Raw genomic sequence first — 25,259 nt, 5'->3', positions numbered from 1 at the left:
GATACTATTGATGCAAAGTTAATACATTTCGCCGATATCTTACTATAAATAGATGTGTATATTTTAGCATCTCATAAAAAAGCAGTACCTTTGCAGACGTTTTTGGATAAATTTAAATATTTACAGAGTCAAACTATGGATCAGATTCAAAAAATCGAACGCGAGAAATTGTTGCGTCGCAAGCTTGATTTGCTTTTGAAGACAGGTCAGATGCTTGTTGAAAGTGCGGCAGACACCAACCGCATCATCCGCAACATGAATCGTGTTGCCGCTTTCCTCGGTCTTCCAGAGGAGCATCTTCATGTTTACGTTCAGTTCAACATGCTTATGGTGAACCTGAGCGATGGTGAGCATTCGTTCACCAAATTCCAGCGCTGCACCAAGCATGGCATCAACATGGAGACCATCTCACGCATCTCTAAGCTTTCATGGAAGGCTATAGATGAAGATTACTCCATTGACCGCTATGGGGAAGAACTTGAACAAATCCGCAAGCGTCCCCGTAATTACACACATCTACAGGTGGCTATAGGCACTGGATTTGCGTGCGGTGGCTTCTGCATTCAGTTCGGTTGCGACTGGACTGCTTTCTTCTATGCGTCGTTTGCTGCCGCCATCGGTATGTATCTGCGTGGATGGCTGCTTCGTCGTGGTTTCAATAACTATATCGGCATCGCAGTCGCTGCTTTTGTCAGCACGCTCCTTGCTTTCCTTACCACATGGCTTCCTGACACATGGACGAGCACACCGCTCCATCCGCTGCTTGCCTGTGCGCTGTTTATCGTACCGGGCGTGCCATTGATAAACTTCGTGGATGACATGCTCGACAACTACATACAGGTGGGCTTGACGCGAGCCATAAACACCTTCCTTATGATTGTGGCCATGTCGTTCGGTATTGCTTTCTTCCTGAAACTGAGCAATTTCGACCTGAGTCAGTTCCAGACGATACCGATGATACCACACAATAACTATATTAGTTATGCTGCGGCAGCAGCCATTTCGGCTATGGGATTCTCCATGATTTTCAACATCCCGCGCCGTCTGCTGTGGGTGGTGGCTATAGGAGGTATCATTGCCGTTTGTACGCGTAACTTTGTCAATCTGGGTCCGTCCAACGACAATATCGGACTGGACATGGGACTTGCCATCGGTTCGCTTGCCGGCAGTACGCTCATCAGTCTTGTCTGCGTCAAGGCTGTTCACTGGTTCCATGTTCCTCATCATGTCATCTCCATCCCGAGTGTAATCCCGATGGTTCCCGGAGTGTTGATGTATCGTGCTCTTGTGGCTATTATCGAGATGCAGGGCGTAGTCGGTGAGCTTACAAATGCCGTGAAGTTCGGTATGGGTTCTGCCATTACCATTATGTGTATCGCCATCGGCGTTGCCATCCCCAACGTGTTCGCACGTCAGTGGATTGCGTCGAATCGCAGCCGCCGTCTGCAGAAAGCCATTTCTGACCGTAAGGCACGTGGTAAGTTTGTTGCCCTCTCGGATTTCGACGAGAACTAAAAAAATATTACAATGGTGTGTAAAGGAAAGCCGCATTAGCTTTTTCTTTACACACCATTGTCATTTTTGTCAGATTCAATACCGAATGTGACATTGTGTCATTGTTTATGTCTTGTTGTCACAGGTAGAAAATGCTAAACCATATTGTTTGGCACACTTTTAGCTATATGTTTGGCGACGATGAAAGGCACGAAGCCTTATCGGACAATAAAACGTAAACTTAAAAAATAAAAACATAACAATCATGAACGTAAAACCATTAGCAGACAGAGTGCTTGTGCTCCCTGCACAGGCAGAAGAAAAGGTTGGTGGAATCATCATACCGGATACAGCAAAAGAGAAACCTCAGCACGGCAAGGTGGTTGCCACTGGTAACGGCACTAAGGATGAGGAGATGGTTCTTAAAGAGGGTGACGAAATCCTCTATGGCAAGTATTCTGGTACAGAGCTTGAGTTCGACGGCACAAAGTACCTCATCATGCGTCAGAGCGATGTTCTCGCTGTTGTCAACAAGTAACAACGAGCAAACGTATCCAACCAATTAATAATTAATAACTGATAATTAATAATTAACGAAAATGGCTAAAGAGATTAAATACAATATAGATGCACGCGACCTGCTTAAGAACGGTGTCGACAAGTTGGCTAACGCCGTAAAGGTTACACTTGGCCCGAAAGGTCGCAACGTGGTTATCGAGAAGAAGTTCGGCGCTCCCCAGATCACTAAGGACGGTGTTACCGTTGCTAAGGAAGTGGAGCTTGACGACAAGTTCGAGAACACCGGCGCACAGCTCGTAAAGAGCGTTGCAAGCAAGACTGGCGATGACGCTGGTGACGGTACTACAACAGCTACCATCCTCACACAGGCTATCGTTACTGAGGGTCTGAAGAACGTCACAGCAGGTGCCAATCCTATGGACCTCAAGCGTGGTATCGACAAGGCCGTTGCAGCTGTTGTGGAGCACATCAAGGAGACTGCTGAGGTTGTAGGCGATAACTATGACAAGATTGAGCAGGTGGCTACTGTTTCTGCCAACAACGATCCTGAGATTGGCAAGCTCCTCGCTGACGCTATGCGTAAGGTAAGCAAGGACGGTGTTATCACCATCGAGGAGAGCAAGAGCCGCGACACCAGCATCGGTGTTACAGAGGGTATGCAGTTCGACCGTGGCTACCTGAGTGGCTACTTCGTAACTGACGCTGACAAGATGGAGTGTGTAATGGATAATCCTTACATCCTTATCTATGACAAGAAGATCAGCAACCTCAAGGACCTTCTGCCTATCCTTCAGCCGGCAGCTGAGAGCGGACGCCCGATGCTCATCATCGCTGAGGATGTAGACTCAGAGGCTCTGACAACTCTCGTTGTCAACCGTCTGCGTGCTGGTCTTAAGATTTGCGCTGTTAAGGCTCCTGGCTTCGGCGACCGTCGCAAGGCAATGCTCGAGGATATCGCTACACTTACCGGTGGCGTTGTCATCAGCGAGGAGAAGGGTCTTAGCCTCGACAAGGCCACACTCGACCTCTGCGGTACCTGTGAGAAGGCCACTGTCAGCAAGGACAACACCACAATCGTTGGTGGAGCAGGCCAGAAGGAGCTTATCGCTGACCGCGTGGCTCAGATCAAGAACGAGATTGCCAACACCAAGAGCTCTTACGACAAGGAGAAGCTTCAGGAGCGTCTTGCCAAGCTCGCCGGTGGTGTGGCTGTGCTCTACGTCGGTGCAAACAGCGAGGTGGAGATGAAGGAGAAGAAGGACCGCGTTGACGATGCTCTCTGTGCTACACGTGCAGCCATGGAGGAAGGTGTTGTCGTAGGTGGCGGCACCACATACATCCGCGCTCAGCAGACTCTTGAGAACCTCAAGGGTGATAATGCTGACGAGCAGACCGGTATCAACATCGTTCGTCGTGCCATTGAGGAGCCGCTTCGCCAGATTGTTAAGAACGCTGGCGGCGAGGGTGCCGTAGTTGTTCAGAAGGTACGTGAGGGCGAGGGCGACTTCGGCTACAACGCACGCAAGGACATCTATGAGGATCTGCGTGCAGCAGGTGTCATCGATCCTGCCAAGGTGGAGCGCGTAGCTCTCGAGAACGCTGCCTCTATCGCAGGTATGTTCCTCACCACAGAGTGCCTCATCTGCGACAAGCCCGAGGAGAAGGCTCCCGCAATGCCGATGGGCCAGCCGGGTATGGGTGGCATGATGTAATCAGCCGAACACAATAACGTATTGAATTAATATATAAGGGACGACAGCAGGTTAATAGCCTTGCTGTCGTCCCTTTTTTTTGTGTTGTTTTCTGGATGGTGACATTATATATATTCTGAATATATATGTTCTGATACAGGCTCAATGAACTTTCATTGGTATTGAACTGTCATTTATATAAACAAAAAAAATCGGCTGTCTCTCGACATCCGATTTTCAAAAACAAACTACTTAAAAACTAATCTACTAAAACAAATCAAAAAATCTTCGCTACTTTTAGCGTTTTTCTTTATCTGGAAGCAAAAGTAATAATAATATTTTTAGCCACAAAATATTTTCACTTTTTTTTAATTTAAATCATCATGTTTTTGAATAATTGTACAGTTTGCGTGGTTTTATGTGTCCAAATGCTTGTTTTTGGGCGTAAATGGTGTGATAAAACAAGTTATTTAATACTTTTTGTAACTTACAGTTTGTTATTAAAACTCTTGTAATAAGTATACAAGTTACATCAAATACTTTAATAAAACAACCTTTTGTATACTATTTTCATGATGCTGATGTTCTGCCATTATGCAGTAATAAAAGAGTATATATAATAATGTATTGCAATTTAGATTGTGATAAGTCGGATAATCTGAAAAAAAATATATAATTTCGCAGTATGAAAAGATTAATGGATGTCAAGGTACTGATTTTCTTGACCATAATATGTGTGGGCACGTACTTCATCACCTTTTCCTTTGCTATAACTGCGGGAGTGGCGATACTGGCTGTAGTGATTGATAACGTCTACACCACATGGTTGGACAAGAAGGAGAAACAATACCTTCAGAAATTCGAGAAAAACAAATCCGAGGAGGAACAGGAATAAATGGAAAAACTCATCGAACTGTATAAGTCGTGGTGCGGCGAAGTGCCCGCTTCCACGGAACGCATAGCCGGAGCGGGAAGCAACCGCGAGTATTATCGTCTGATAGGGGAGGACGGCTTCTCTGTCATCGGTGTCGTGGGCACCAGCCGTGACGAGAACCATGCCTTTGTTTATCTTGCCAAGCATTTTGCCGAGCGCCAGTTGCCGGTTCCGAACATCCTTGCTGTCAGCGAGGACGGACTGCGTTATCTGCAAGGCGACCTTGGTTCGACGTCGCTCTTCGACGCCGTTGCCGGTGGACGCAATGCCGGAGGCAGATACAATCAGCGTGAGAAAGAGCTGCTTGTGCGCACCATACGCCAGTTGCCGAACATTCAGATACGCGGCGCACGCGGACTGGACTGGCAGAACTGCTATCCTCAGCCCGAGTTTGACGAGGACAGCGTGCTTTTCGACCTCAATTACTTCAAGTATTGCTTCCTCAAGCCGTCCGAGCTCGACTTCCATGAGCTGAAGCTTGAGGCCAACTTCCGTCTGTTTGCCAAGGATCTCACGTCGGAGAAGACCGACTCTTTCCTCTATCGTGACTTCCAGGCACGCAACATAATGCTCGACCCCAACAACAATCCTTACTTCATAGATTTCCAGGGAGGACGCAAGGGACCTTACTATTATGACCTCGCATCGTTTCTCTGGCAGGCGTCTGCACGTTACAGCAACAAGCTTCGTCGCGACCTTGTGGCAGAATATTACGACGCTCTGAAGCAATACACGGAGGTGCCGAGCGTGCGTCACTTCGTGGGACGACTCAGCCTGTTTGTGCTTTTCCGCACACTTCAGGTGCTTGGAGCATACGGATTCCGTGGCTATTTCGAGCGAAAGAAGCACTTCCTCGACTCCATTCCTCCCGCTATGGACAATCTCCGCGAGCTTCTCAAGCTCGGCGACGACGTATTCCCTTATCCCTATATGATGGACATGCTGCGCCGCTTGACTGCCATGCCGCGTTACGCCCACATAGAAGAGCCTGCCATCACACGTGCCGACGGATATAAGACCACGGACAGCAAGGTCTATCCGTCGCATCCGCAGGACGGACCAGCCACCTTCTCCAAGTATGACGGTAAGGGTCCGCTGCGTGTGAGAGTGTTCAGCTTCTCTTTCCGCAAGGGCATTCCTGAGGATACGTCCGGCAATGGCGGAGGCTACGTCTTCGATTGTCGTTCCACTCACAATCCCGGACGTTACGAGCCTTACAAGAAGCTCACCGGACTGGACGAGCCCGTCATCCGCTTCCTTGAGGACGACGGAGAGATACTCATCTTCCTCGACAGCGTATACAAGCTTGCCGACGCACACGTACAGCGCTATATCGACCGCGGATTCACCGACCTGATGTTCTCCTTCGGATGCACAGGCGGCCAGCACCGCAGCGTTTATTCAGCCCAGCATCTCGCCGAACACATCCATGAGAAGTTCGGCATAGAGGTGGATATATGCCATCGTGAGCAGGGCATAGAGCAGACCTTGGAGGCAAGAAAGTAATAAATAACGAAAAAGTGGAATCATAATGGGGCGAATACCATTATTTTTCCGTAACTTTGCATAGTATAATCATATACATACATCTATGATGCAAGCCATGATTTTTGCGGCAGGAATGGGCACACGCCTTAAACCACTTACCGACACCATGCCAAAGGCGTTGGTGAGAGTTGGGGGTGAGCCGTTGTTGCGCCGTGTCGTAGAGAACCTTGCCGGGGCAGGCGTTGACCGTATTGTAGTCAACGTACATCACTTTGCCTCACAGATAACCGATTATCTGAAGCAGAACCGTAACTTCGGACTGGACATCCGAATATCCGACGAAAGCGAGCGCCTTCTCGATACTGGCGGAGGCATACGCCATGCCGAGCCGCTCTTCGATGCCAATTCCCCAATACTCATTCATAACGTAGACATTCTCAGTAATGTGGACCTGCGCAGCTTCTACGACCTTGCCTCGGCAAGCCACGTAGACGCCGTGCTGCTCGTAAGCAGCAGAAAGACCAAGCGTTACCTGCTCTTCGACGATGACATGCGTCTTGTGGGTTGGACCAACATCGAGACGGGCGAGGTGCGCAGCCCGTACCCCGACCTCGATCCTAAGTCATGCCGCATGTACGCCTTCGCCGGCATACACGTGCTGTCGCCACGTCTGCTGACTGCCATGCACGACTGGCCCGACAAGTTCGGCATCATCGACTTCTATCTGAAGTCCTGCGCCACGCATAACATCGTAGGCTATGTGAAGGACGACCTGAAGCTGATGGACATCGGCAAGCTCGACACCCTCGCACAAGCCGAAGACTTTCTTAAGATGCTCAGATAGTTCTCAAAGAGGCCTAAATAGGCTCAGATAGGCTTAGTAAGGCCCATCCCCCAATAAAAAAACAACAAACACAAACAATAAAACAACCAAAGTAATGCAACAGAAGATAATTATTCTTGATTTCGGTTCGCAGACCACGCAGCTCATCGGCCGCCGTGTGCGCGAGCTCGACACCTTCTGCGAGATTATGCCCTACAACAAGTTTCCCAAGGACGATCCCAGCGTTATTGGCGTAATCCTCAGCGGAAGCCCTTACTCGGTGCATGACAAGGAAGCTTTCAAGGTGGACCTCAGCCAGTTCGTAGGTAAGATTCCGGTGCTTGGCATCTGCTACGGCGCACAGTTCATCTCTTACGCCAACGGTGGAAAGGTGGAGTCGGCTGACTCACGCGAGTACGGTCGTGCAAACCTTGAGCATTTTGACGCTTCCAATCCCCTCTTCAAGGGATTCGAGGAGAACTCGCAGGTATGGATGAGCCATGGCGACACCATCACAGCCATCCCCGAGGACTACAAGTGCATAGCCTCTACCGCCAACGTAAAGTTTGCGGCATACGCATCCACCAAGCAGCCCGTTTGGGCAGTACAGTTCCATCCTGAGGTGTTCCACTCTCTCCAGGGCACACAGCTCCTCAAGAACTTCGTAGTGGACATCTGCGGAAGCCGTCAGGACTGGAGCGCTGACTCGTTCGTTGAGACCACCGTTGCAGAGCTGAAGGCTCAGCTTGGCGACGACAAGGTAATCCTTGGTCTTTCTGGCGGTGTAGACTCAAGCGTTGCAGCCGTACTCCTCAACAAGGCCATCGGCAAGAACCTCACATGTATCTTCGTCGACCACGGTATGCTCCGCAAGAACGAGTTCCGTGACGTTATGGAGGACTATAAGTGCCTCGGTCTTAACGTAATCGGCGTTGACGCCAGCGAGAAGTTCTTCTCAGACCTTGCAGGCGTAACCGATCCCGAGCAGAAGCGTAAGATCATCGGTCGCGACTTCGTGGAGGTGTTCAATGCTGAGGCTAAGAAGCAGACCGGCGCCAAGTGGCTCGCACAGGGCACCATCTATCCGGATCGCATCGAGAGTCTGAACATCACCGGTAAGGTAATCAAGAGCCACCACAACGTGGGTGGTCTGCCTAAGGAGATGAACCTCAAGCTCTGCGAGCCCCTTAAGTGGCTCTTTAAGGACGAGGTTCGTCGTGTGGGACGCTCAATGGGCATGCCCGAGCACCTCATCACACGTCATCCTTTCCCCGGACCGGGTCTTGCCGTACGTATCCTTGGCGACATCACTCCCGAGAAGGTACGCATCCTTCAGGACGCTGACGACATCTACATCCGTGGCTTGCGCGACTATAAGGTTCGCCTCTCTGGTGAGGACGCACGCCGCGTACTTGCAGCCGGCGTTCCCGCCGACATGCAGAACGGTGAGATTGAGGTTTCGCTCTACGATCAGATCTGGCAGGCAGGCACCGTGCTCCTCTCGACAGTACGCTCTGTAGGCGTAATGGGCGACGAGCGCACATACGAGCATCCCGTTGCTCTCCGTGCCGTTACCTCTACCGACGCCATGACCGCCGACTGGGCACACCTCCCTTACGACTTCATGGCAAAGGTGTCTAACGAGATCATCAACAAGGTGAAGGGTGTAAACCGCGTCTGCTACGACATCTCGTCTAAGCCACCATCAACAATTGAGTGGGAGTAATCGGAATACCGATAAACAGCCACTTAAATAAAGATGAATTAATTTAAACTCAATAAGTTAGGGGATTTGTTGACGTAACAGCTTGATTGTCAACAAATCCCCTTTCTTGTACATTTTATCCAAAACCGTCCCCGATTTCGTCCCTGCTTATCACCGTTTGGATAGCTATCCGATAGAGTTGAAATCCAATAGCTTGGCAATCTGTTCGGGGGTTGCCTTTACATATTTGTAGAACGTGCGTTCGTTGGTATGACCTGTCAGCTGCATAATGGTATACATTTCACAAATGCCTTCCAAATGAATTTCTTTTCCGTTGAGGGATGGAGTTATGTCTATATCAAATTTGTACATGCCACTTGCTTATTAGAACAATCCCCACTCGGCAAATTTCTCGAATCCGCCAATTCTCGTGATGTAGTTACGAGCGATTTCCACTATTTCACGATAAGGCTTACCATCTATCTCTGTGTCACCGATGGCACAAAACAACTCCACAGGCTTGCCTGTTTTTTGAGCTTTCAAGAAAGCGTAGATATTGACGGAAACATCTGCCTTGGAAAGGTCCTTTCCCATTAGACCGCCACCCGAAACAGATTGCGCCATATCACTGCCCAACTTTCTGTTTGTTGCACCCGAATCGACATCAATGCCGCCTGTCCAATACCCCAAAGGATTAATTACTGCTGTAGGGTAAGAAACTCTTAACTCCTCAGTCTTTGCACAACTCTGACAGATAATTAGCTTATTGTCTCCCAACACATATTTTCCATCAGTAGGGTATTTCATATAAATGTCATGTGCGATTTTACTGAGGTTACGCTCCTCCTCAGTAAGTGGAACTCCCTTAAAGATACCATTATCACCACAACGAACTTCCTTGTCTTGGTTGCTTGCAAGTATTGGGTCTTGAGCTACCATAATGAGCGAAACCTTCAAGTCTGTACGCTTCGTGATACGGCTTACAATAGCCTCAGCCTCAGCGTCTGAAATGTTCACGCTACTCTCAATAATGAGATTAACAATACCATGTCCGAGCAGTACTTCAACTGCAATTTTCGGATCCTCTACCTTTGAGTACGCAAGGTCTACAATAGCTCCTGCGATACGGTCTGCCACCTTATCTGGATGGCTTGGATTTACTTTTTCAATCATTGTTCTTACTTTTAAATGTTATTCTTTTTATTCATGTAACTTTCTATCGTATCGTAACTTATACCCTCTGAGATGTATTTGTTGATTAACTCATACTTTTTAGTACTTACCCTAAACTCCAACTCTCTTATTTGCTTGTTCAGCGGCGTTAATGTGCGCTGATAAGTGATGTTATCCATGCGACCGCTTTTCAGTTCTGCCTTCAATGCTCGCTTACGCATCTTGATAGAGTTGATTTGAGCCTCACACTCCTCTCTGAAGGATTGAATAGTTGAAAAAGCCTCACTAATCTCAGCATCCTTGTACTTCATATAGGTATCTGCATACATAGAGTACCATTTTTCTGATTCTTTGGTTAGTCGCTCTACTTTCTTTTTCAATTCGTTTATCTCAGATTGCATAAAGCGTTCATTGATTTCTGCTGAATAGTCCTATCTTTCATCATCCTCAGCGTGCAGGATGTCAAGCACCTGTTCAAGTGTATAGGCTTGATAGATGTGCTTTGCCTCGTCATAACGTGTATTGATAGCAGCGAATGGTCGCCAATGGCTTATAAATGAAGAAACTTGTACCGATTCTGTCCTGCCATCCTCGTAAACCTCGGCACAGTGGTTCGCACCGCTTAACGGACTGCCTGCCAAGTGAAATACAAGGCTTCTTCGGTTCTCTTTATCTACTCGTAAAGCCATAGAACATTCATTCCACCATTCCAAGTATATGCCCAATGTTGGAGCATTGAATCCCGAAGTACCTGTGTAGGCGAGTCCGTTTTGTACAGCTACAGGAGCAAGAAACATTCTACTGTCACGCATGATGCGCTCTTGATGCGCCAAAAGGTAGAAAGCGTTATCCGTGAAGAGTTTCTTCTGTTGCTCCACGTCTTCTGTTGTTCTTGGTAGGGGCTTACATGGCTTGTTGCCAATTCTCAGATATGTACCTGTTGCATCCAATTTCATTTTATCGGGTACAAAGTCGCCTTGATGTGATTCTTTTGGGATACATTCAAGTACAGCACCATTCATTAATGTGATGCTGTTCTTTGGTTGTTCTGTGTTACTATGTGTCATGTTCTAATCTATTTAATGTATGAATGAAATACGTTTGCCTAAAATGTGAATATCTTTCGTCTCCAAGAGGTTGTAGTCTATTGGTGGTTCTACGCCTTGTATAAGACAATCACGGCAAATCATGAGAATCTTGCCAAGGTTATTCTGACCAACAAACACACCGAAGCTATTCACTTTGCAAATCTCCATGTTGACTAAGCGTTTCAAAGCTGCCTTGCTAATCTTTGGATTGTCCGTCTTAGCCTGTCTTGTAACTTTCTTTTTAAGCTCAGCTCTTCTTATAGCCAACTCTGTATTGGTACATCCCCAAACTTCTTTGGTGTCACCATGTTGCTTGGTAGTGTCCTCTATGATGATAGCGTCATGTGGTAGCTTTAAGAGTAAATTTGCAAAGTCGGCATTACCCATACACTTCTGCCATACAACGTAGAGCATCCATTGTATGCGGAAATCGGCAAAATCTTGGCGGATGAGGTTACTGTTTCTTTTCTTGATGAAACGTTTAGCTGCAAAGCCACTTGTCTGACGTTGCATATCCTCTTGTACCAACAGATGCTTTTCTGATGAGTCCGAAAACTCACCACATAGATAAAGCGTCTCACTATCACGCCAAGTTACACCTCCGAATGAAAATGGATAGCCACCTGCCATGTTAGAAAGACGCACGTTAATGCCATTCACTATGTCCGAAGCCTTGGCGAAAGACAAACAATTAAAGTGTGAAGCGTTGATGTGCTCCACACGACCTAAAATGATTTCTGATGTTTTTGATGTTGCCATAAAATTTTAATTTAAAGATGAATAATCAAGCCTTAAACTCACATCTATTTTACCACCGTGGCAATGGCTAATCTGCTCGGTTGGTTCTGTACTTAAACAGTCTCTTGATGCTTGTCAATAAATAAAAGAACAACTCCCCATTTTGGAAAGTGAGTGCAAAATTACAGTCTTATTTTGAAAAAGACGAAAAAACTATGCTAAGAATAGTTAACGATGAATAGTTTGGAATTATGGATATTTGCCGGAATGCTTCCACGAAGATCCAGCAGTGTGTGCATTTTGACTGCGCCTTTGCTATACTTGCCCAATGCCCATGCAGCCAGAACAATGCTTGTTGAGATAGTTGTTGGAGTCAAGCGCATAGAGGACATTGTCTATCGTTATCTCAGCAACCTTTGTGTTTGAATACATTGGCCGGACGATACCGATTAATTTGTTCTTTTTAAATTGTCTATAATTTCTTTCAATGTAATAGCTTCTATACCTTCAGCCTCTTTGGATAATTCTTGTTGTGTAACGGCAAGAGTATGTGCTCGACAGAGAAAGCCATCTACTTGAGCATTGCCTTGTTTGTGGCAATGTACACATTTGTAGGATATGGATGTTGTTCCGCTCAACGGACTACCTGCAAAGCTGTATATGAAAGCTTTGTGACCACATACACAAGGATGTGTCAGCCACTTGTCTTCATTTGCCCAAAGCTTCAGCATCGTGCCAATATGGATTGGCAGCTGTACCATATATACTTTAAGTGGTATTGCAGCCATCGCCCAATCTTTATGAGTAAGGATTTCTTCTCTGTGCTTATATAGCAATTCTATGTTGTCTCTGTATGGACTCCATATCTTTTCAATTTTCCTTTCCTCCTCTCTTTGCTTGGCTAATGATGCAACTGTATCATACACATTCTTGAGGCTTAGATGCTCAAAGTCACGTGCAACCTTGCTGTATCGGCAACAATGTTCGTCTAAGCTACGTGTTCTATCTACATAATCGCCGAGAAGAGAAAACTCTTTGACCTCGCCCGACATAGTTACAGTAATGAAACTCTTTGATAGTTCCTTGGGGTAAGATGATGCAGTTAATATATAACATGTTACACCTTCATCATTGATAGTTGCCATTTGTGGCATACATTTCCACCACTCCAACAAACCTCCTAATGTATATATACTATCTCCTTTTTGATAGACATGAGCTAAGAACAATCTGCTGTTGTTAAAGATAATGTCTTGATGCTCATAAAAGAAAGCTGCATGTTCACAAAAATATCTTATCGTATTGTTGTTTCTATGCTTTTGGCCTCCAAAGAGTTTAAGTACTTTTCCGTTTACCAATGTTATAGAATCAAATGTTTTCATACTTCTATACTTTTAGTTTGACATTGATGTTTTATCTGTTGGAAACGAAAGCCGTCTCCCCAAGATGTATATGTTTGAACGATTAAGAAGAGCATAGTCTATTGGTGGTTCTACGCCTTGTATAAGACAGTTACTGCAAATCATTAGTATCTTTCCTAAGTTGTTTTGTCCTGTGAATATCCCGATATTGTTAATCTTACCTGTTTCCTGTGCAACAAGTTCAATCAACGCCTTCTTTGAAATCTTTGGATTAGACACTTTAGCTTGCTCTACGACTTTGTTAGCTACTAAGTCACGATAAATAGTCAACTCATGGTTGCTACATCCCCATACCTCTTTACTTTCACAACGTTGTTTAGTTGTGTTTTCTATGATAACGGCATCTTGGGAGATTTGTGACAATAAACGAGCAAACTCAGCATTGATTAATCCCATCAACAATGTCCGAAGCCTTTGAAAATGATATGCAATGGACCTGTGTGGCATCATAGCGTTCCACACGTCCAAGGCTATTGATAAGATTGCTGACTGAGCGACTTGAATCGCACAAGATTGAATATAATTCTTTCATAATCAGAAGTTTATTAGTGTTAAACTAATCGCATCCTTTTTACCACCGTGTTTCTGTTATCGGTTGGTGCTGAATCTAATCAGTCTCTTGATGCTTAAAAATGAATTGCTATGTCATGTTGTAAAGACACGTCCTTTTGATTCATCTTGTTTGTTGATGAATCGAGCTAAATGCTTCTAAACTTGATTTGATTTTACCATAAAAGATTTTATTTAAAAGTTAGACTTTTCATGTCGTTGCTCCACCGTGGCTTCTTGTGCTCGGTTGGCTTCACCTCAAAAGGTTACTCTTGACATTTTCAGCAGCAAAGTTAATATGTTGTTTTGGAAAAGACGAATATTTTAATATAATATTTGTTAATGAAATGATTATGGGCAGCTATTTACAAAACAGCTACCCATAGAAAATAATACGATGATAGGCATATTCTCTGCCGATGACCTACGGTATAGCTACCCCTAATTGGATTATCTCGGATTTTACAATTACCACCTTTTTCTTGGCGCGGCTAATCATCACGTTGAGTCGATTTCGATTCAGTAGAAAGTCCATAGTTTGTCTGTAAAATTCATGGTCAGTCACGCTAAAGCTGAGGATGACTAGATCAACGTCCTGCCCTTGAAGTCGTTCGACAGTATCAACGAGAGGTATGTCTGAATTCAATTTAGATCGGAGGGAAGTTCTTATCGCTAAGACTTGTCTTCTAAAAGGAGTTACGACCGCAATATCTTTTGCATCTATACCCAAGGATAGAGCGTGTTCGACAAGATTGGCAATGAAGTCTGCTTCCTCTGGATTTGAATCTTCCCAGGTATGAGTGGTAGAAACATCTATTGTCTCGATAGATGAGCCTGAGGATAGCAACTTTTTGATACGCTGATCGAGGTTCGGTCCTTGGATTTGCAAACTGCGATTTTTGGAAAAATCAGAAGCAATGATTTTCTCACCAAAAGGCTCGTAAAAGTTGCTGCTGACACATTGCGTAATATCCTCATTCATGCGATAGGTGACACGGAGTTTGCCTTCGAAGGAGGGGTATAGATGTATGATGTGTGAAAAGATGGATACCGACAACTCGTCACTTTGTTGCTTTTCGTGGAAGATAGGCGGCATCTGCTTGTCATCACCGAAAAAGACGATGGTGCTAGCACCAAACACACCTAGTACGCTTGCCTCAGCCAAAGTCAGTTGGCTCGCTTCATCGACAAAGATGATTGACGGGCGGAAGCTTGTATGCAATAAGCCTAGGTTGATGATGGCACTCTGTAGGGTCATGCCCACAACATCGGCAATTCGTCCTCTGTAAGCAGGTCGCTTTTTATAGGCGGCTTGATACTTGAAGTATTTCTCATAAATGCAAATAGATTTGTCCACATTATCAGACTTCAATTTGGAGCCAATCTTAGATATGGGGGCATTGGCACACATTTTACGTATCTTGTTCAGTGCATTGTTGACAGCGTGGTGAGTTTTGGCGATCACGACGACATTTTTTCTCCTTTTGGCAAACGTTCGTGCTAAAACTCCAAGAACATCGGTCTTACCAGTACCCGGAGGTCCTTGAACACAATAAACAGACGGACATTGAAGTACCGCTTTGCAAATCTCCTGCTGCTCGTGGTTGAGGCGGGCGTAGCAGGAGTCAGAAGTTGGAACATCCAATGTCGTGAAACCTTCTTCGTCTGGCTCTTCGATATTTGCCAATAGTTTCAAGAAATATGCGCCGGGTAATCCAGACGCTATACCCTCAAGTAGATTAATGAGTGGGTCTAGCATCACTATGTTATTGACAGATATGCGGTAAGAGAGGGAGAGTGACAGTACGCCATCATATTGGATGGTCATTGACTCTAGTTCATTCTCAATGACAGAGACAATTAACTTTTGACCATCGGATGACTCTAGAGTCACTTCGTCGCCTGGTCGCACCTTTGTATAGTTGACTTTGAATCCCAGCAGATATTCGTTGTCTTCATGACGGAGCACAGTGGCATCAACGATGAGAAGACCGTTGTCGATCTTCTCGTCGTCTGTCAATTGGCTGCTTGCGTCAATATCCTCTTGCAGAAACTGCTTCTGTTCCTTGAGATATGTCAGCAAGTGGTCGCGCATTTCTTCCAACTTGGAATATTTCGTCATATTAGTAGTTCATGAACCGTTTGAAATAGTTTGATACTTTTGGGTCGCAGCTATACATGTAGCATCCCTTACGACCTCTTGTCAGCAGCACCTTGTAGATGTTGCGAATCAGTCGGTCGCCATTCTCATCTTTCTCTGTGAGGTTACGTTCCTTATTCAACTTCGGCAAGCAAATCAAGGCATCTTTTTTAGCATCGTACTTGATATCTGGACCTAGGATAACACCAACATAGTCGAACTCGAATCCCTGTGCCGAGTAGATGCATCCCACTTGGTTGATGCCTTGCGGATCTTTCGCCCAAAAGTCTGCGCTTCGAGCGTATTGGGATTTAAACTCCTTGGAAGGTTTAGCCTTCGTTTCCCAAGGCATGCTCCAGTCGCCTATCTGAATCTCTTTTTTGAGGTCACCATTTTCATCTGCCTTGCTCGACCAATCCCAACACCAGCCTGCCACAATACGAGCCGTAGTCTTAGGTTCTTTCTCTTGGTCGTTGAGCTTGCGGATTTCCTGTTCCAGTTCCTGAGGGGATTGGAAAATCTTAAAGTCGAAATCCTCTTTATCCAGTTTGAATTTCTTCTCGTTGGGTACTTCTTTATAGAGTACGTTGTCCACCCAAGTTACAAAACGGTCAGCTCCCACACATCTGAATTGTGTCGTAAGCTCATGCGTATAGACATTGACGTTTGGCAAAGGATCCTTTGTGAGATACTTGAGGCCTTTTATCCGATCAATATTACGCTCTTCAGTTGCAATATTGCGCTCAATCTTTGCCATTTCTGCATCAGAATGATCACCATCCAAAGCTTGGCGATAGGCTTCTAGCTTTTTCTCGGCGTTAGGCTTTGTCTTATTAGAGTACTCTGCTTTAAATTCTTCAATCTGCTTAATGTACTCACCTTGATAGTTCCCTGCAAGTTTCTTGATTGCCTCGGAGTAACCAATCTCTTGATTCTTGACGGCTTGATGGTCATCAATGAAGAACACTGTCACCTTAGAGCAGTAGATGAGCGAGAGGGCTTGATTGAGTGGGCAATACACAGATTCCACTCCACACTTTTTCTTAAGCGATCCATCTGTTTGGTCGTTAGACTTTTCCTGAACACGATGTGCTTCATCGACAAGCAGGACATCTATTTGACTTTCTTTATAGCAAGCAGGGCGGAATTGGTAAGTCTTCTGTATCAAATCTTCTACTCCGCCAGTATGCTTCTTTCGGTTGCCGTTACTGCAATGGAGTGCCTCTGAAAGTTGCTTGGTGAGGGCTGTAGAACGAGTTGCATAATAAGCGTTACACTCCTTGCCGTTCTGCATAGCTTCTTTGTAAAGCTCAGAAAGAATCTTCAGTGCGATGACCGTCTTTCCTGTGCCTGGACCACCTTTTACGATGAAGACGCTCTTGTCGTTACTGTCAAGAGTCTTCTTCAAAACATTCCAAAACGTCTTGTATGCGTCGTCCTGATCGCCGAGCAACACGAACGTGTTGTCGTTTGGATCAATCATCATGTTGGCAGCAGCTTCAATCAAGGCCTTAGTTGGCTTAAGGTCTGTGCCCGCCAAGCTCTTCGCAATGCCTTCACCCTGTCCGTTGCAGAGCAGATTGTGCAGATTCTGGCTCAGTTCTGCCGTCATATCTTTAGAGTAAAGTGGACATCTCTCACGGAGTTCGGCAAACATATCATCGAACAAACCTTCCTTGCCTTTGCTCTCATAGTTGTAGCAATAAGCCAAGCTTGTCAACTCGTACTCCTCTTGGTCGAAGAGGTTGACAAAGTTGCGGAAGTGAATTTCGTATCTCTCTGCCTGCTCTGATGGGTGATCGACAATCTTGTCACTTCCACCAACGAAAACATTTACCCAGCGTTTTCCATAAGCAGAGAAAACTTCCACTTGATTACCCCACTGCTTTAGCTCAATCAGGATGACATTCTTTTTCCCATCCTTACCTGTGCCAAACAAAACGCAATCCACACGACCACCCACGGGTGCTGCATATTCGAAGGAAACATACACGTCGTCAGGATTTGGCAAATTGGCATCGCTCAACAATTTAGAGATGACTTTGGCGTTCTCTTCCCACGATTTTGTCTCGCTGTTGTACGTATCCAATAGGAACTTTCCACCCAATAGCATCTTTTCGATGTATTGGCCACGTTCAACATCCTTTTGAAACTCTGAAACTGTTGCCGTGTAATAGGCTTGTCTTAATTCTTTGGTTTTCATTTTCTTGTTGATAGTTAGTTACACAATATACGAATAGTGTTCACCATGTTTGATGGTGAACATAAATACCTCTAAACTTAATTTGATTTTCTTGCCATAAAAGATTTTATTTAAAAGTTACTATACTTTTCATGTCGTAGCTCCACCGTGGCTTCTTATGCTCGGTTGGCTTCACCTTGTTCACAAGGCTACTCTTGACATTTTCGATTGCAAAGTTAATATGTTTGTTGGAGAAAGACGAAAAAACAGTGCTAAGAATGGTTAATGAAATATTGTTTAGAACAACAATTCCTTTAAAGAAAGCCCATAGATTAGCGTAGACAATTGTTTTGAATATCAAGTTGAAGAAATAGAATATGTTATTGATTACCGCATACTCCTCCTTCTCGCTTTCATTCTTGCAAGTGAGATACCAAGGACCAAACAACCATCCCAAGAAAGGATGTTTTTTCTCAAAGGCTTTGCGTGGGTAATTCTTTAATGGCCAAGGGTCGGCGAAAAACCATGACGTTGGTGAAAATGGAGAGTATTGGCCATTCTCATTGAAATCTTCCTCATAGTCTGTCTGATTAGACATTGTAGATTCTTGGGGCTTCTCCTCTTGCTTTGGTTTCCAACTATCATTAGGGCAACCACAGTTAGGGCATGACTGTAATTTTTCTGAATATAATTCACCGCAATCGGGACATTTTACTTGGCTCATAGTCTGTATTGTTTAAAGGTTTAGTTCAGCAGTCCTTGTATGCCAAAGACCGCTGAACTATTGTTATTATTAAAGATTTATCTTGCAAAATTGAAATCAACGGTTGCTGTTCCGTTGAAAGTATAGGAATACTCGCCACCTGCCATTTTGAGGTTGTCGAATTTGATAGTCATATCATCTTTGCTCTTGTCGATAGATACAACCTTAGCAGAACCGCTTTTGTAAGTAAGGGTAGTGTAGCAAGCATCGGATTCATCCTGTGCCCACAGCTCCAACGATTTCTTGGAGAAATCATCACCTACCTTTGGCTTTTCTGAATCCGTGTAAGAGAATTGATAAAACCAACTGTCTTTAGTGTTACCAACTTGGTTGAATACACCAACACTAAATTCGCCTTCACCATTTTCCGCATCGAAACTTCCCTCTTGAACAACATACGGGTTAATTTCGTAACTCTTACCATTGATTTGGATTGTGTTTGATGAAAAAGGATTATCATCATCATCGTCACTTCCGCAACTGATTAGTGCAAATGGCATCAAAGCGAGCAATGCCAACATCAACAACTTAAAATGCTTTTTCATTTTGTTTCATTTGACGCACCATAGCCCAAACAGTGCTGTTAGTAATTTGATGTTAGGGAGCATAAAAAGAAAAGTGAGGCTTTATTGCTCCTTTTCCCTCTGTGTGACGGCTTGGACTCCGTTGGTTTATGGAAAAAGGAGAATAAGCCCCACCTGTACGTATCTCGTCTTTGTATACGAATACACGTCAAGTAGAGGCATATTCTCACTACACTCCTATAAACCATTTTGCGAAAGTGTCCAAGTTTCACACGGAGGAGTATGGCGAAATACGCTTCTCTAAATATGTCCGTCAATAAAGCCTATTTCGGCAATATGACGCTGTAAAATTAACTAAAAATGTTGAGACTAAAGAATTTCTCTTCATGAATTTGCTGTTTTGTGTTTGTATTTAGAATAATTTCACTTTATCCGTGCAATCTATACTGCATCTGTGTCACAATAACCTTTTAGATTTGATTGATACATTTTTTATATGGTTTTATTTCTATCATTTATTCTCATGTTGCAAACATACTACTTGAGAGACTACTATTGCAAAATTGAATATTAAAAAATCTGAAGACTTGAAAGGAAAGGCATTTGATTTTAAGTATGATAAATCTTGTAAGTAGCTGATTGTCACGGAGGTGTCCGATGCTTGTGCTGTCCCCGATAAATATCCCCGACAATAGCTAACTCTCTGAATATCAGATATAGAGTATAATTGAGTGGGAGTAAGCTTCAATAACAATTCTCTATAACGCATACGTAGATATGTGCAAAAAAACTCATTGAGGGATAAAAATATTTAAATTCATCCCTCATTAAGGGAACTTTTTGGGATAATTTATCCCTCAATGAGGGATTGTTTGTATCTTTGCTACAGTTTTAAATGATATTCATCTAAAAGATCAAGATATGATAGACAATAAACTATATGAATACATGGCGGAGTTATTGAAGCGTACTCCGCTTGATTTCATCAGATATAAATATGATGAAATCAACTGGAATGGACGATTAATAGGTATCATGGGACCGCGAGGCGTTGGAAAAACCACCATGATACTTCAGCGCATCAAACTATCTAAGGAAGGTCATCACCTGTATGTGTCTGCCGACAACATTTAGAGGATGTGAAAAATGGACGTATCGTAAAAGACGATATCGAGACGGGGCATGGAATCATCATCACTCTCTGGTACTTCGGAATGAATTATTAGAGTCTCAAAACAGCAAAAAGAGGATGTTTCAGCCACTGAAATTCCTAATTCCTTACTTTTGACACAGCCTCACTTAGCCTAAATGTTAGGCAGGGCTTTGACAAAAACCTGACTCCACAATCCGCTTATGCTTTTCGAGCCTTCGGCAATTCCTTTATGGTATATATGGTCTTATGAGAACAAGTTCTCACGCCCATATATGCCATAAATGAATGAGAAGTTTTCGCCTCTCTCGAAAAGCACAAACGGAAAAACAAAGAAAAACACAAACAGGTGGCTCCCACCATCCGAATTTTGAGTTTTGATTTATTCTCGGCTTCGCCTCCGATTATGAATTATTCAGTTTGAATTGGAAGATTTCATCCTATTAATTCAAATGAACAATTCATAATGCGCCTTAGCGCACAATTCCTCGCTCGGCTTTGCCGCTTGCCTAAGCAAGAATTCTAAACTCAAAATTCCTAATTCGGACGGCGGGTGCCGTCCGCTACCTTGTGTTTTTATATGTTTTTCCGATTATGGGCGCGTGCTGTGCACAAATAAAAGGCTTTACGTTAGGTTGTCGAGAACAGGTTCTCGTAAGACCTAATGTAAAGCCTTTTATTTAAATCCGATAGGATTTGCGCCCATAAGCGGATTGTGGAGAAAGGTTTTTGTCAAAGCCCTGCCTAATCTAATTAGGAGTTAGGAATTTTGAATTTTGCGCCAAGACGCATTGTGAAATGTTCAATTTGAATTGGTGGAATAACAATAAGTGATACAGCATTTTACCCTATCAATTCAGTAAGCAGATTGAGTATGAGCTGCGGGTCCCGCTTTGCGGAACCAAGAGAGAGAGGGTGAGATGATGCTTATCCCACAGCTGCGCTCCTTCGGAGCTTGCAGTGGGTTTCTGATTGATACGTGTCCCTTCAGGACACGGCGCTGTACAAAGTTACGTATTACACGGCTCTGATTGATGAGCTGCTATGGGAGGCTGCGTGGCTACGGCGAGACGCCATAGCCTCCTATGTTTGCCTTTGCAGCTGTAAATTGCAGTTTAGCGGTGAGACGAATTAAAGAAACAACAAATATAATTATTACGCTCAGACGCGGGCGCTCGGCTCTGCCGCTTTCATAGCGTAGCGGAGAAAGAACAACGAATTTTATCGAATTAACGAATTGTTGGATGAGTAGTAGAACACCGCAAAAATTCGTAAATTCGTTCAAATTCGTTGTTTCGCCGTCTAAGGCAATATAATATACTTTCGTTGTTAATTCGTTTCGCTGATAAATTCCTGTTTGGCGGTTAGTTTGCATGACAATATTTGCATTTCTAACGCTCAATACTCCCAGTTGAACGCACAACAAAATCTTTGGTGCGAAATTCTTGAGTTTTGAGCGTGCAGCGACAACGTGCTGATGTGTAGATAGTTATGCGGTCGTGGAAAGAAATGTGCAATGAATAACGGAGCTAAACAAGCACAAAGGGCTGCAATAGCGCCACTTTTACTGTCTAATAGTGGCACTATTGTACTGTAAAAGTGGCGCTATCGTTAAGCATTGGTGCTGTTTGCACAGCAAAACACCGTAAAAACAGCTTTTTGATTCTCTATAATTGATTTTTATTTTGTAACAGCTTTTTACTCTTTGTACGATATTTGCATGTAGACAAGAAGACATGAAGAACATGTCTTTGAGTTTGATTTATTTGTATGTTTCGTAAACATCTTGAGAATATTGTACCTTTTTCTGAAATTATTCTCGTACTTTTGCAAGCGTATGGATTCATTATTTCTACTTCAGTTTGCATGTTTTATATTCATGCTTGTCAATGCCTTCTTCGTGGCACTCGCTATGCCGATTGCCATCTTTTCCACCACCTTATTATATATAGTAGGTCCTGCCGTATTGCTTGCCCTGCTGTTCTTCAATCTTACGTTTATCGCTCTCGGCAGCAGTTATGTCCCTACCGAAGAACTTCTGGATAAAGAAGAGGAAAATAAAGGTTCTTCGAGAACAAGATATATGAGAAGTGGGGGGTATCGTCAGGTTCTTGCCAAAAAAGCAAGATCATTTCTGCCGAGTGTGGATTCTCTTGTCGCACTCATCTTTACCGAATATTCAAGACAAAAGAAGGCTGTTCTCCTACAGAATGGAGAGCCTTCCAGTCTACAGAAGCAGCACAAAAAGATTCAAATTGAGCGTATCCATTTTTTGTAAAAACACCAAAGAAAAAGCAAAAATTTTATCGAAAAACAGCCAAAAGGGTGTCGCATTCCTACGAATGCGACACCTTTTTGGTATGAATGCGACACTTGAACAGTGAAAAACTGCACCTTCTTTCGTGTCAATGCCCTATATTTGCAACATGAAGGAAATAATAGAAACTATGCCAAGGATAGAATTAGCCCTGATTATCATCGGGGTGTTTGTACTCATATTATGCCTTATCTTCGGATATGCCATGATACATGAGTACAGGATGTACCTTGAGAATCATTGGAAGGCTCGCTATAGCTTTCGTGACTTCATCAAGAGAGAACGCTTTTATATCTTTCTGCTGTTGGCATCCATATTTATCTTACTGACCAACCTCTTGTATTTCCTGGAATGAAAAAAAATAAACGAAATAATATGGTAAATCATTTGACAACAAAAAATCGGCTGCTGGTCGCTATGCTTGCATTTGTTCTTCCATTTGCTTTTGCGAAAGCAGAAGTAAAAGAAGGCGGAAAGACTCGTTGGCAAGGCTGGTACGTCGGTATTGAGGGTGGGATGCCTTTCGGCTTCTCCACTTTCTCAAGTTTCGGACACGACAAGACGCACCTCGGTTGGGCTGCCGGCGTATATGGCGGCTATCGTTTTGGTTCCGTCTTCTCGGCAGAGCTGTCCGCCAAGTATGGAGAGATGAGCTTGTCTGCACAAGACTGCTGCGTAGAACGCTGCTATTGGCTTGGTAGCGACGGTGTGCTTTACAAGGCAGGTGTCTTAGGCATGGACAGTTGGGAGTATGCCGATCTGAAGAGCCATGTCAGGATGGGACAGTATGGGGCAAGAGTGAACATTAATCTCCTGGGGCTGTTCCATAAGACGGCTGACAGCCGATGGGATTTGGCTGTCTCGCCTCATATATATGCTGTAACGACCAAGGCTGACATCCGGACTATAGCCGATGATGCCAAGGTGATGAAAGGCTCAACCGACTGGCATCTTGGTTATGGCGCGGATCTGCAGGTGGGCTACCAACTTACCTCATGCCTGAAACTTGGCATCTATTCCGGACTGACTCGTCTTACTGGCGAACGCATGGACGCAATGCCGGAGCATCTGCATAAGAACAACTTCGTTTGGGAAAGCGGCATAAGGTTGGGAATAAGCTTCGCAAAGACAAAGAAGAAGAACATGGCTGTGGAAACAACGCCGACAACAATACCGGAAGTGCCGACAACAATACCGGAAGCGCCGCAGCAGGTGACCACTCCTCAGGCTGACCACCTCCAGAAGGAGACGGCAGATAAGGCTGAGACAAAGGTTGCTGAGCAAGACGTGGCAGAACAGCACAAGGTGACATTCCCCGTTGTCTACTTCGCATTCAACAGTATCGCCATCAAGCAGAGCGAGCTGTCAAAGCTGAATGATATCCTACGTACATTAAAGGAGAATCCGGACATGAAGGTGACGGTGACCGGCTGGTGCGACACAAAAGGCAGCGTGGCTGTCAACAAGCGCATATCCCGCCAGCGTGCAGAAGCGCTGAAGACATGGCTTGTGAGGAATGGCATTGAGGCAAGTCGCATTACTGCCGTAGGAAACGGAAGCGACGGCTCTCTGGAAGCCGGAAAAGCACGCCGAGTAGAGACCACGGACAATAATAAGTAACCCATAAAACACGGATAGAAGATGAAAGCAAAAAGAAGATTTAATATTTGGTTATGGGTGCTGTTATGCGTCCCATGCCTCTTGGCAAGCTGCGACCATAATGCTCATGATGGTGAGGACGAGGGTGGCTTGTCAGTATCGCTCACTTGGGCGGATGAAGCCGACCAAGGTACGGAAGTGAAGGACGTGAAACTCTGGATATTCAATGCCGATGACGGTTCATTAGTAGAGGAAAAACATTATGGCAGTGCGCAGGAGGTGGCAAGCCAACGCTTCGTTCTTCCTGTAGGGCATTATCAGATTCTGGCTGCCGCCAATCTCATAGAGCCATTCTTCACCACTGACCAGACCAGGGCTTTGACTAATTGGAACAATATCCAGATAGGGTTGACCAATCCTAAAGATGTGAAGCATAATGCTTATTTTGGAGTTGCCGATGTGAAGATAGATGACAAGGAAGGCAGCTATGTGGTGCAAAACCCAATGAAGAGCGTGCTTGCCGAACTGACCATCATCATAGAGAATGTACCTAAAGGCACTGAGATGAGTGGCAAGGCTTTAGACTGTGCCTGGTGTCTATTCCCTACACTGAAGAATAGTGATGGCGACTATGGGTTGCCGAGCATAAAGCCAACGGAAGTGGAAATACCTACTATCTTGGCTACTGAGTCAACTTTGCAATCAGAAGTCATCCGGCTGATGCCGACCATACAGGGAAGTTCCGCCTCTCATATTTATCTCCGTCTCTTGCTGCCTAACGGGACCTTGCAAGAGTATGACATCACCGCTCCTGCGATGAAGGTTGGAGGAAAGTATGAGTTACGACTCAGCTACAACCAAATGCAGCCAAAGATGAATCTGGAAGCTACCATCAACGGTTGGACGAACCTCAACAATGAAGTAGAAATAAAATAATAATAACTTTTAAAATGTTTATTAT

Annotated in this window: 21 protein-coding genes and 2 riboswitches; of the genes, 11 read left to right on the top strand and 10 right to left on the bottom strand. The window is 44.6% G+C overall.

What is annotated here, in order from left to right:
• The first annotated feature begins 135 nt into the window (after positions 1-135).
• The 7 genes from CHL74_RS06405 (at position 136) to guaA (ending at position 8,675) form a co-directional block, all read left to right on the top strand.
• The gene (locus CHL74_RS06405) at positions 136-1,515 is read left to right on the top strand and encodes a threonine/serine ThrE exporter family protein (RefSeq protein WP_094880340.1); all 1,380 of its coding nucleotides are present in this window, start codon (positions 136-138) and stop codon (positions 1,513-1,515) included.
• A 244-nt stretch (positions 1,516-1,759) separates the two neighbouring features.
• On the top strand, positions 1,760-2,032 hold the full coding sequence (locus CHL74_RS06400) for a co-chaperone GroES (RefSeq protein WP_094880339.1): 273 nt from the start codon (positions 1,760-1,762) through the stop codon (positions 2,030-2,032).
• A gap of 61 nt (positions 2,033-2,093) precedes the next feature.
• A complete protein-coding gene (groL, locus tag CHL74_RS06395) occupies positions 2,094-3,725 on the top strand; it encodes a chaperonin GroEL (RefSeq protein WP_094880338.1) in 1,632 nt (543 codons plus the stop codon).
• A 676-nt stretch (positions 3,726-4,401) separates the two neighbouring features.
• A complete protein-coding gene (locus tag CHL74_RS06390; RefSeq protein WP_176452186.1) occupies positions 4,402-4,599 on the top strand; it encodes a hypothetical protein in 198 nt (65 codons plus the stop codon).
• A complete protein-coding gene (locus tag CHL74_RS06385) occupies positions 4,600-6,144 on the top strand; it encodes a RapZ C-terminal domain-containing protein (RefSeq protein ID WP_094880336.1) in 1,545 nt (514 codons plus the stop codon).
• Positions 6,145-6,229: 85 nt separating this feature from the next.
• Positions 6,230-6,970, top strand: a complete 741-nt coding sequence (locus CHL74_RS06380) for a nucleotidyltransferase family protein (RefSeq protein WP_094880335.1) — start codon at positions 6,230-6,232, stop codon at positions 6,968-6,970.
• Positions 6,971-7,064: 94 nt separating this feature from the next.
• Positions 7,065-8,675, top strand: coding sequence for a glutamine-hydrolyzing GMP synthase (gene guaA / locus CHL74_RS06375; RefSeq protein ID WP_094880334.1), 1,611 nt, complete (start codon positions 7,065-7,067; stop codon positions 8,673-8,675).
• A gap of 363 nt (positions 8,676-9,038) precedes the next feature.
• Here the strand turns inward: guaA and CHL74_RS06365 are convergent, their stop codons facing one another.
• The 10 genes from CHL74_RS06365 to CHL74_RS06315 all read right to left on the bottom strand — a co-directional run bounded on the left by CHL74_RS06365 (position 9,039) and on the right by CHL74_RS06315 (position 19,253).
• Complete coding sequence (locus CHL74_RS06365; RefSeq protein ID WP_094880332.1) at positions 9,039-9,827, bottom strand: S-adenosylmethionine synthetase N-terminal domain-containing protein; 789 nt, start codon at positions 9,825-9,827, stop codon at positions 9,039-9,041.
• An 11-nt stretch (positions 9,828-9,838) separates the two neighbouring features.
• The gene (locus tag CHL74_RS06360; RefSeq protein WP_141241256.1) at positions 9,839-10,207 is read right to left on the bottom strand and encodes a hypothetical protein; all 369 of its coding nucleotides are present in this window, start codon (positions 10,205-10,207) and stop codon (positions 9,839-9,841) included.
• Between the two features lie 51 nt (positions 10,208-10,258).
• The gene (locus CHL74_RS06355) at positions 10,259-10,894 is read right to left on the bottom strand and encodes a hypothetical protein (RefSeq protein ID WP_094880330.1); all 636 of its coding nucleotides are present in this window, start codon (positions 10,892-10,894) and stop codon (positions 10,259-10,261) included.
• Between the two features lie 12 nt (positions 10,895-10,906).
• A complete protein-coding gene (locus CHL74_RS06350; protein WP_094880329.1) occupies positions 10,907-11,674 on the bottom strand; it encodes an NADAR family protein in 768 nt (255 codons plus the stop codon).
• A riboswitch (SAM-I-IV-variant riboswitch) is annotated at positions 11,667-11,790 on the bottom strand. Its footprint overlaps the gene before it by 8 nt.
• 312 nt (positions 11,791-12,102) lie before the next feature.
• Positions 12,103-13,035, bottom strand: a complete 933-nt coding sequence (locus CHL74_RS06340; protein ID WP_094880328.1) for a hypothetical protein — start codon at positions 13,033-13,035, stop codon at positions 12,103-12,105.
• Between the two features lie 12 nt (positions 13,036-13,047).
• Entirely contained in the window at positions 13,048-13,470 is a 423-nt protein-coding gene (locus CHL74_RS06335) for a hypothetical protein (protein WP_094880327.1), read from the bottom strand.
• A 132-nt stretch (positions 13,471-13,602) separates the two neighbouring features.
• Positions 13,603-13,705, bottom strand: a riboswitch (SAM-I-IV-variant riboswitch).
• Between the two features lie 342 nt (positions 13,706-14,047).
• Positions 14,048-15,745, bottom strand: coding sequence for a DEAD/DEAH box helicase (locus tag CHL74_RS06330; protein WP_094880326.1), 1,698 nt, complete (start codon positions 15,743-15,745; stop codon positions 14,048-14,050).
• Between the two features lies 1 nt (position 15,746).
• Complete coding sequence (locus CHL74_RS06325; protein ID WP_094880325.1) at positions 15,747-17,966, bottom strand: DUF2075 domain-containing protein; 2,220 nt, start codon at positions 17,964-17,966, stop codon at positions 15,747-15,749.
• Between the two features lie 106 nt (positions 17,967-18,072).
• Positions 18,073-18,669, bottom strand: coding sequence for a hypothetical protein (locus CHL74_RS06320; RefSeq protein WP_094880324.1), 597 nt, complete (start codon positions 18,667-18,669; stop codon positions 18,073-18,075).
• Between the two features lie 77 nt (positions 18,670-18,746).
• Positions 18,747-19,253, bottom strand: a complete 507-nt coding sequence (locus tag CHL74_RS06315; RefSeq protein WP_094880323.1) for a hypothetical protein — start codon at positions 19,251-19,253, stop codon at positions 18,747-18,749.
• A gap of 927 nt (positions 19,254-20,180) precedes the next feature.
• Between CHL74_RS06315 and CHL74_RS15520 the strand changes: the two genes are divergently transcribed.
• The 4 genes from CHL74_RS15520 to CHL74_RS06280 all read left to right on the top strand — a co-directional run bounded on the left by CHL74_RS15520 (position 20,181) and on the right by CHL74_RS06280 (position 25,234).
• Positions 20,181-20,366, top strand: a complete 186-nt coding sequence (locus tag CHL74_RS15520; protein WP_176452185.1) for an AAA family ATPase — start codon at positions 20,181-20,183, stop codon at positions 20,364-20,366.
• A 1,853-nt stretch (positions 20,367-22,219) separates the two neighbouring features.
• A complete protein-coding gene (locus tag CHL74_RS15740; RefSeq protein ID WP_176452181.1) occupies positions 22,220-22,660 on the top strand; it encodes a hypothetical protein in 441 nt (146 codons plus the stop codon).
• Positions 22,661-23,116: 456 nt separating this feature from the next.
• Positions 23,117-24,319 (top strand): OmpA family protein, encoded by a 1,203-nt coding sequence (locus tag CHL74_RS06285; RefSeq protein ID WP_176452184.1) that lies wholly within the window; start codon positions 23,117-23,119, stop codon positions 24,317-24,319.
• A 21-nt stretch (positions 24,320-24,340) separates the two neighbouring features.
• Complete coding sequence (locus CHL74_RS06280) at positions 24,341-25,234, top strand: FimB/Mfa2 family fimbrial subunit (protein ID WP_094880318.1); 894 nt, start codon at positions 24,341-24,343, stop codon at positions 25,232-25,234.
• Positions 25,235-25,259 lie beyond the last annotated feature (25 nt).

This window comes from Prevotella sp. 885 (assembly GCF_002265625.1).
Classification (GTDB): Bacteria; Bacteroidota; Bacteroidia; order Bacteroidales; family Bacteroidaceae; genus Prevotella.
The sequence above is the reverse complement of the archived record's forward strand: the minus strand, read 5'-3'. Positions and strand labels throughout refer to the sequence as shown.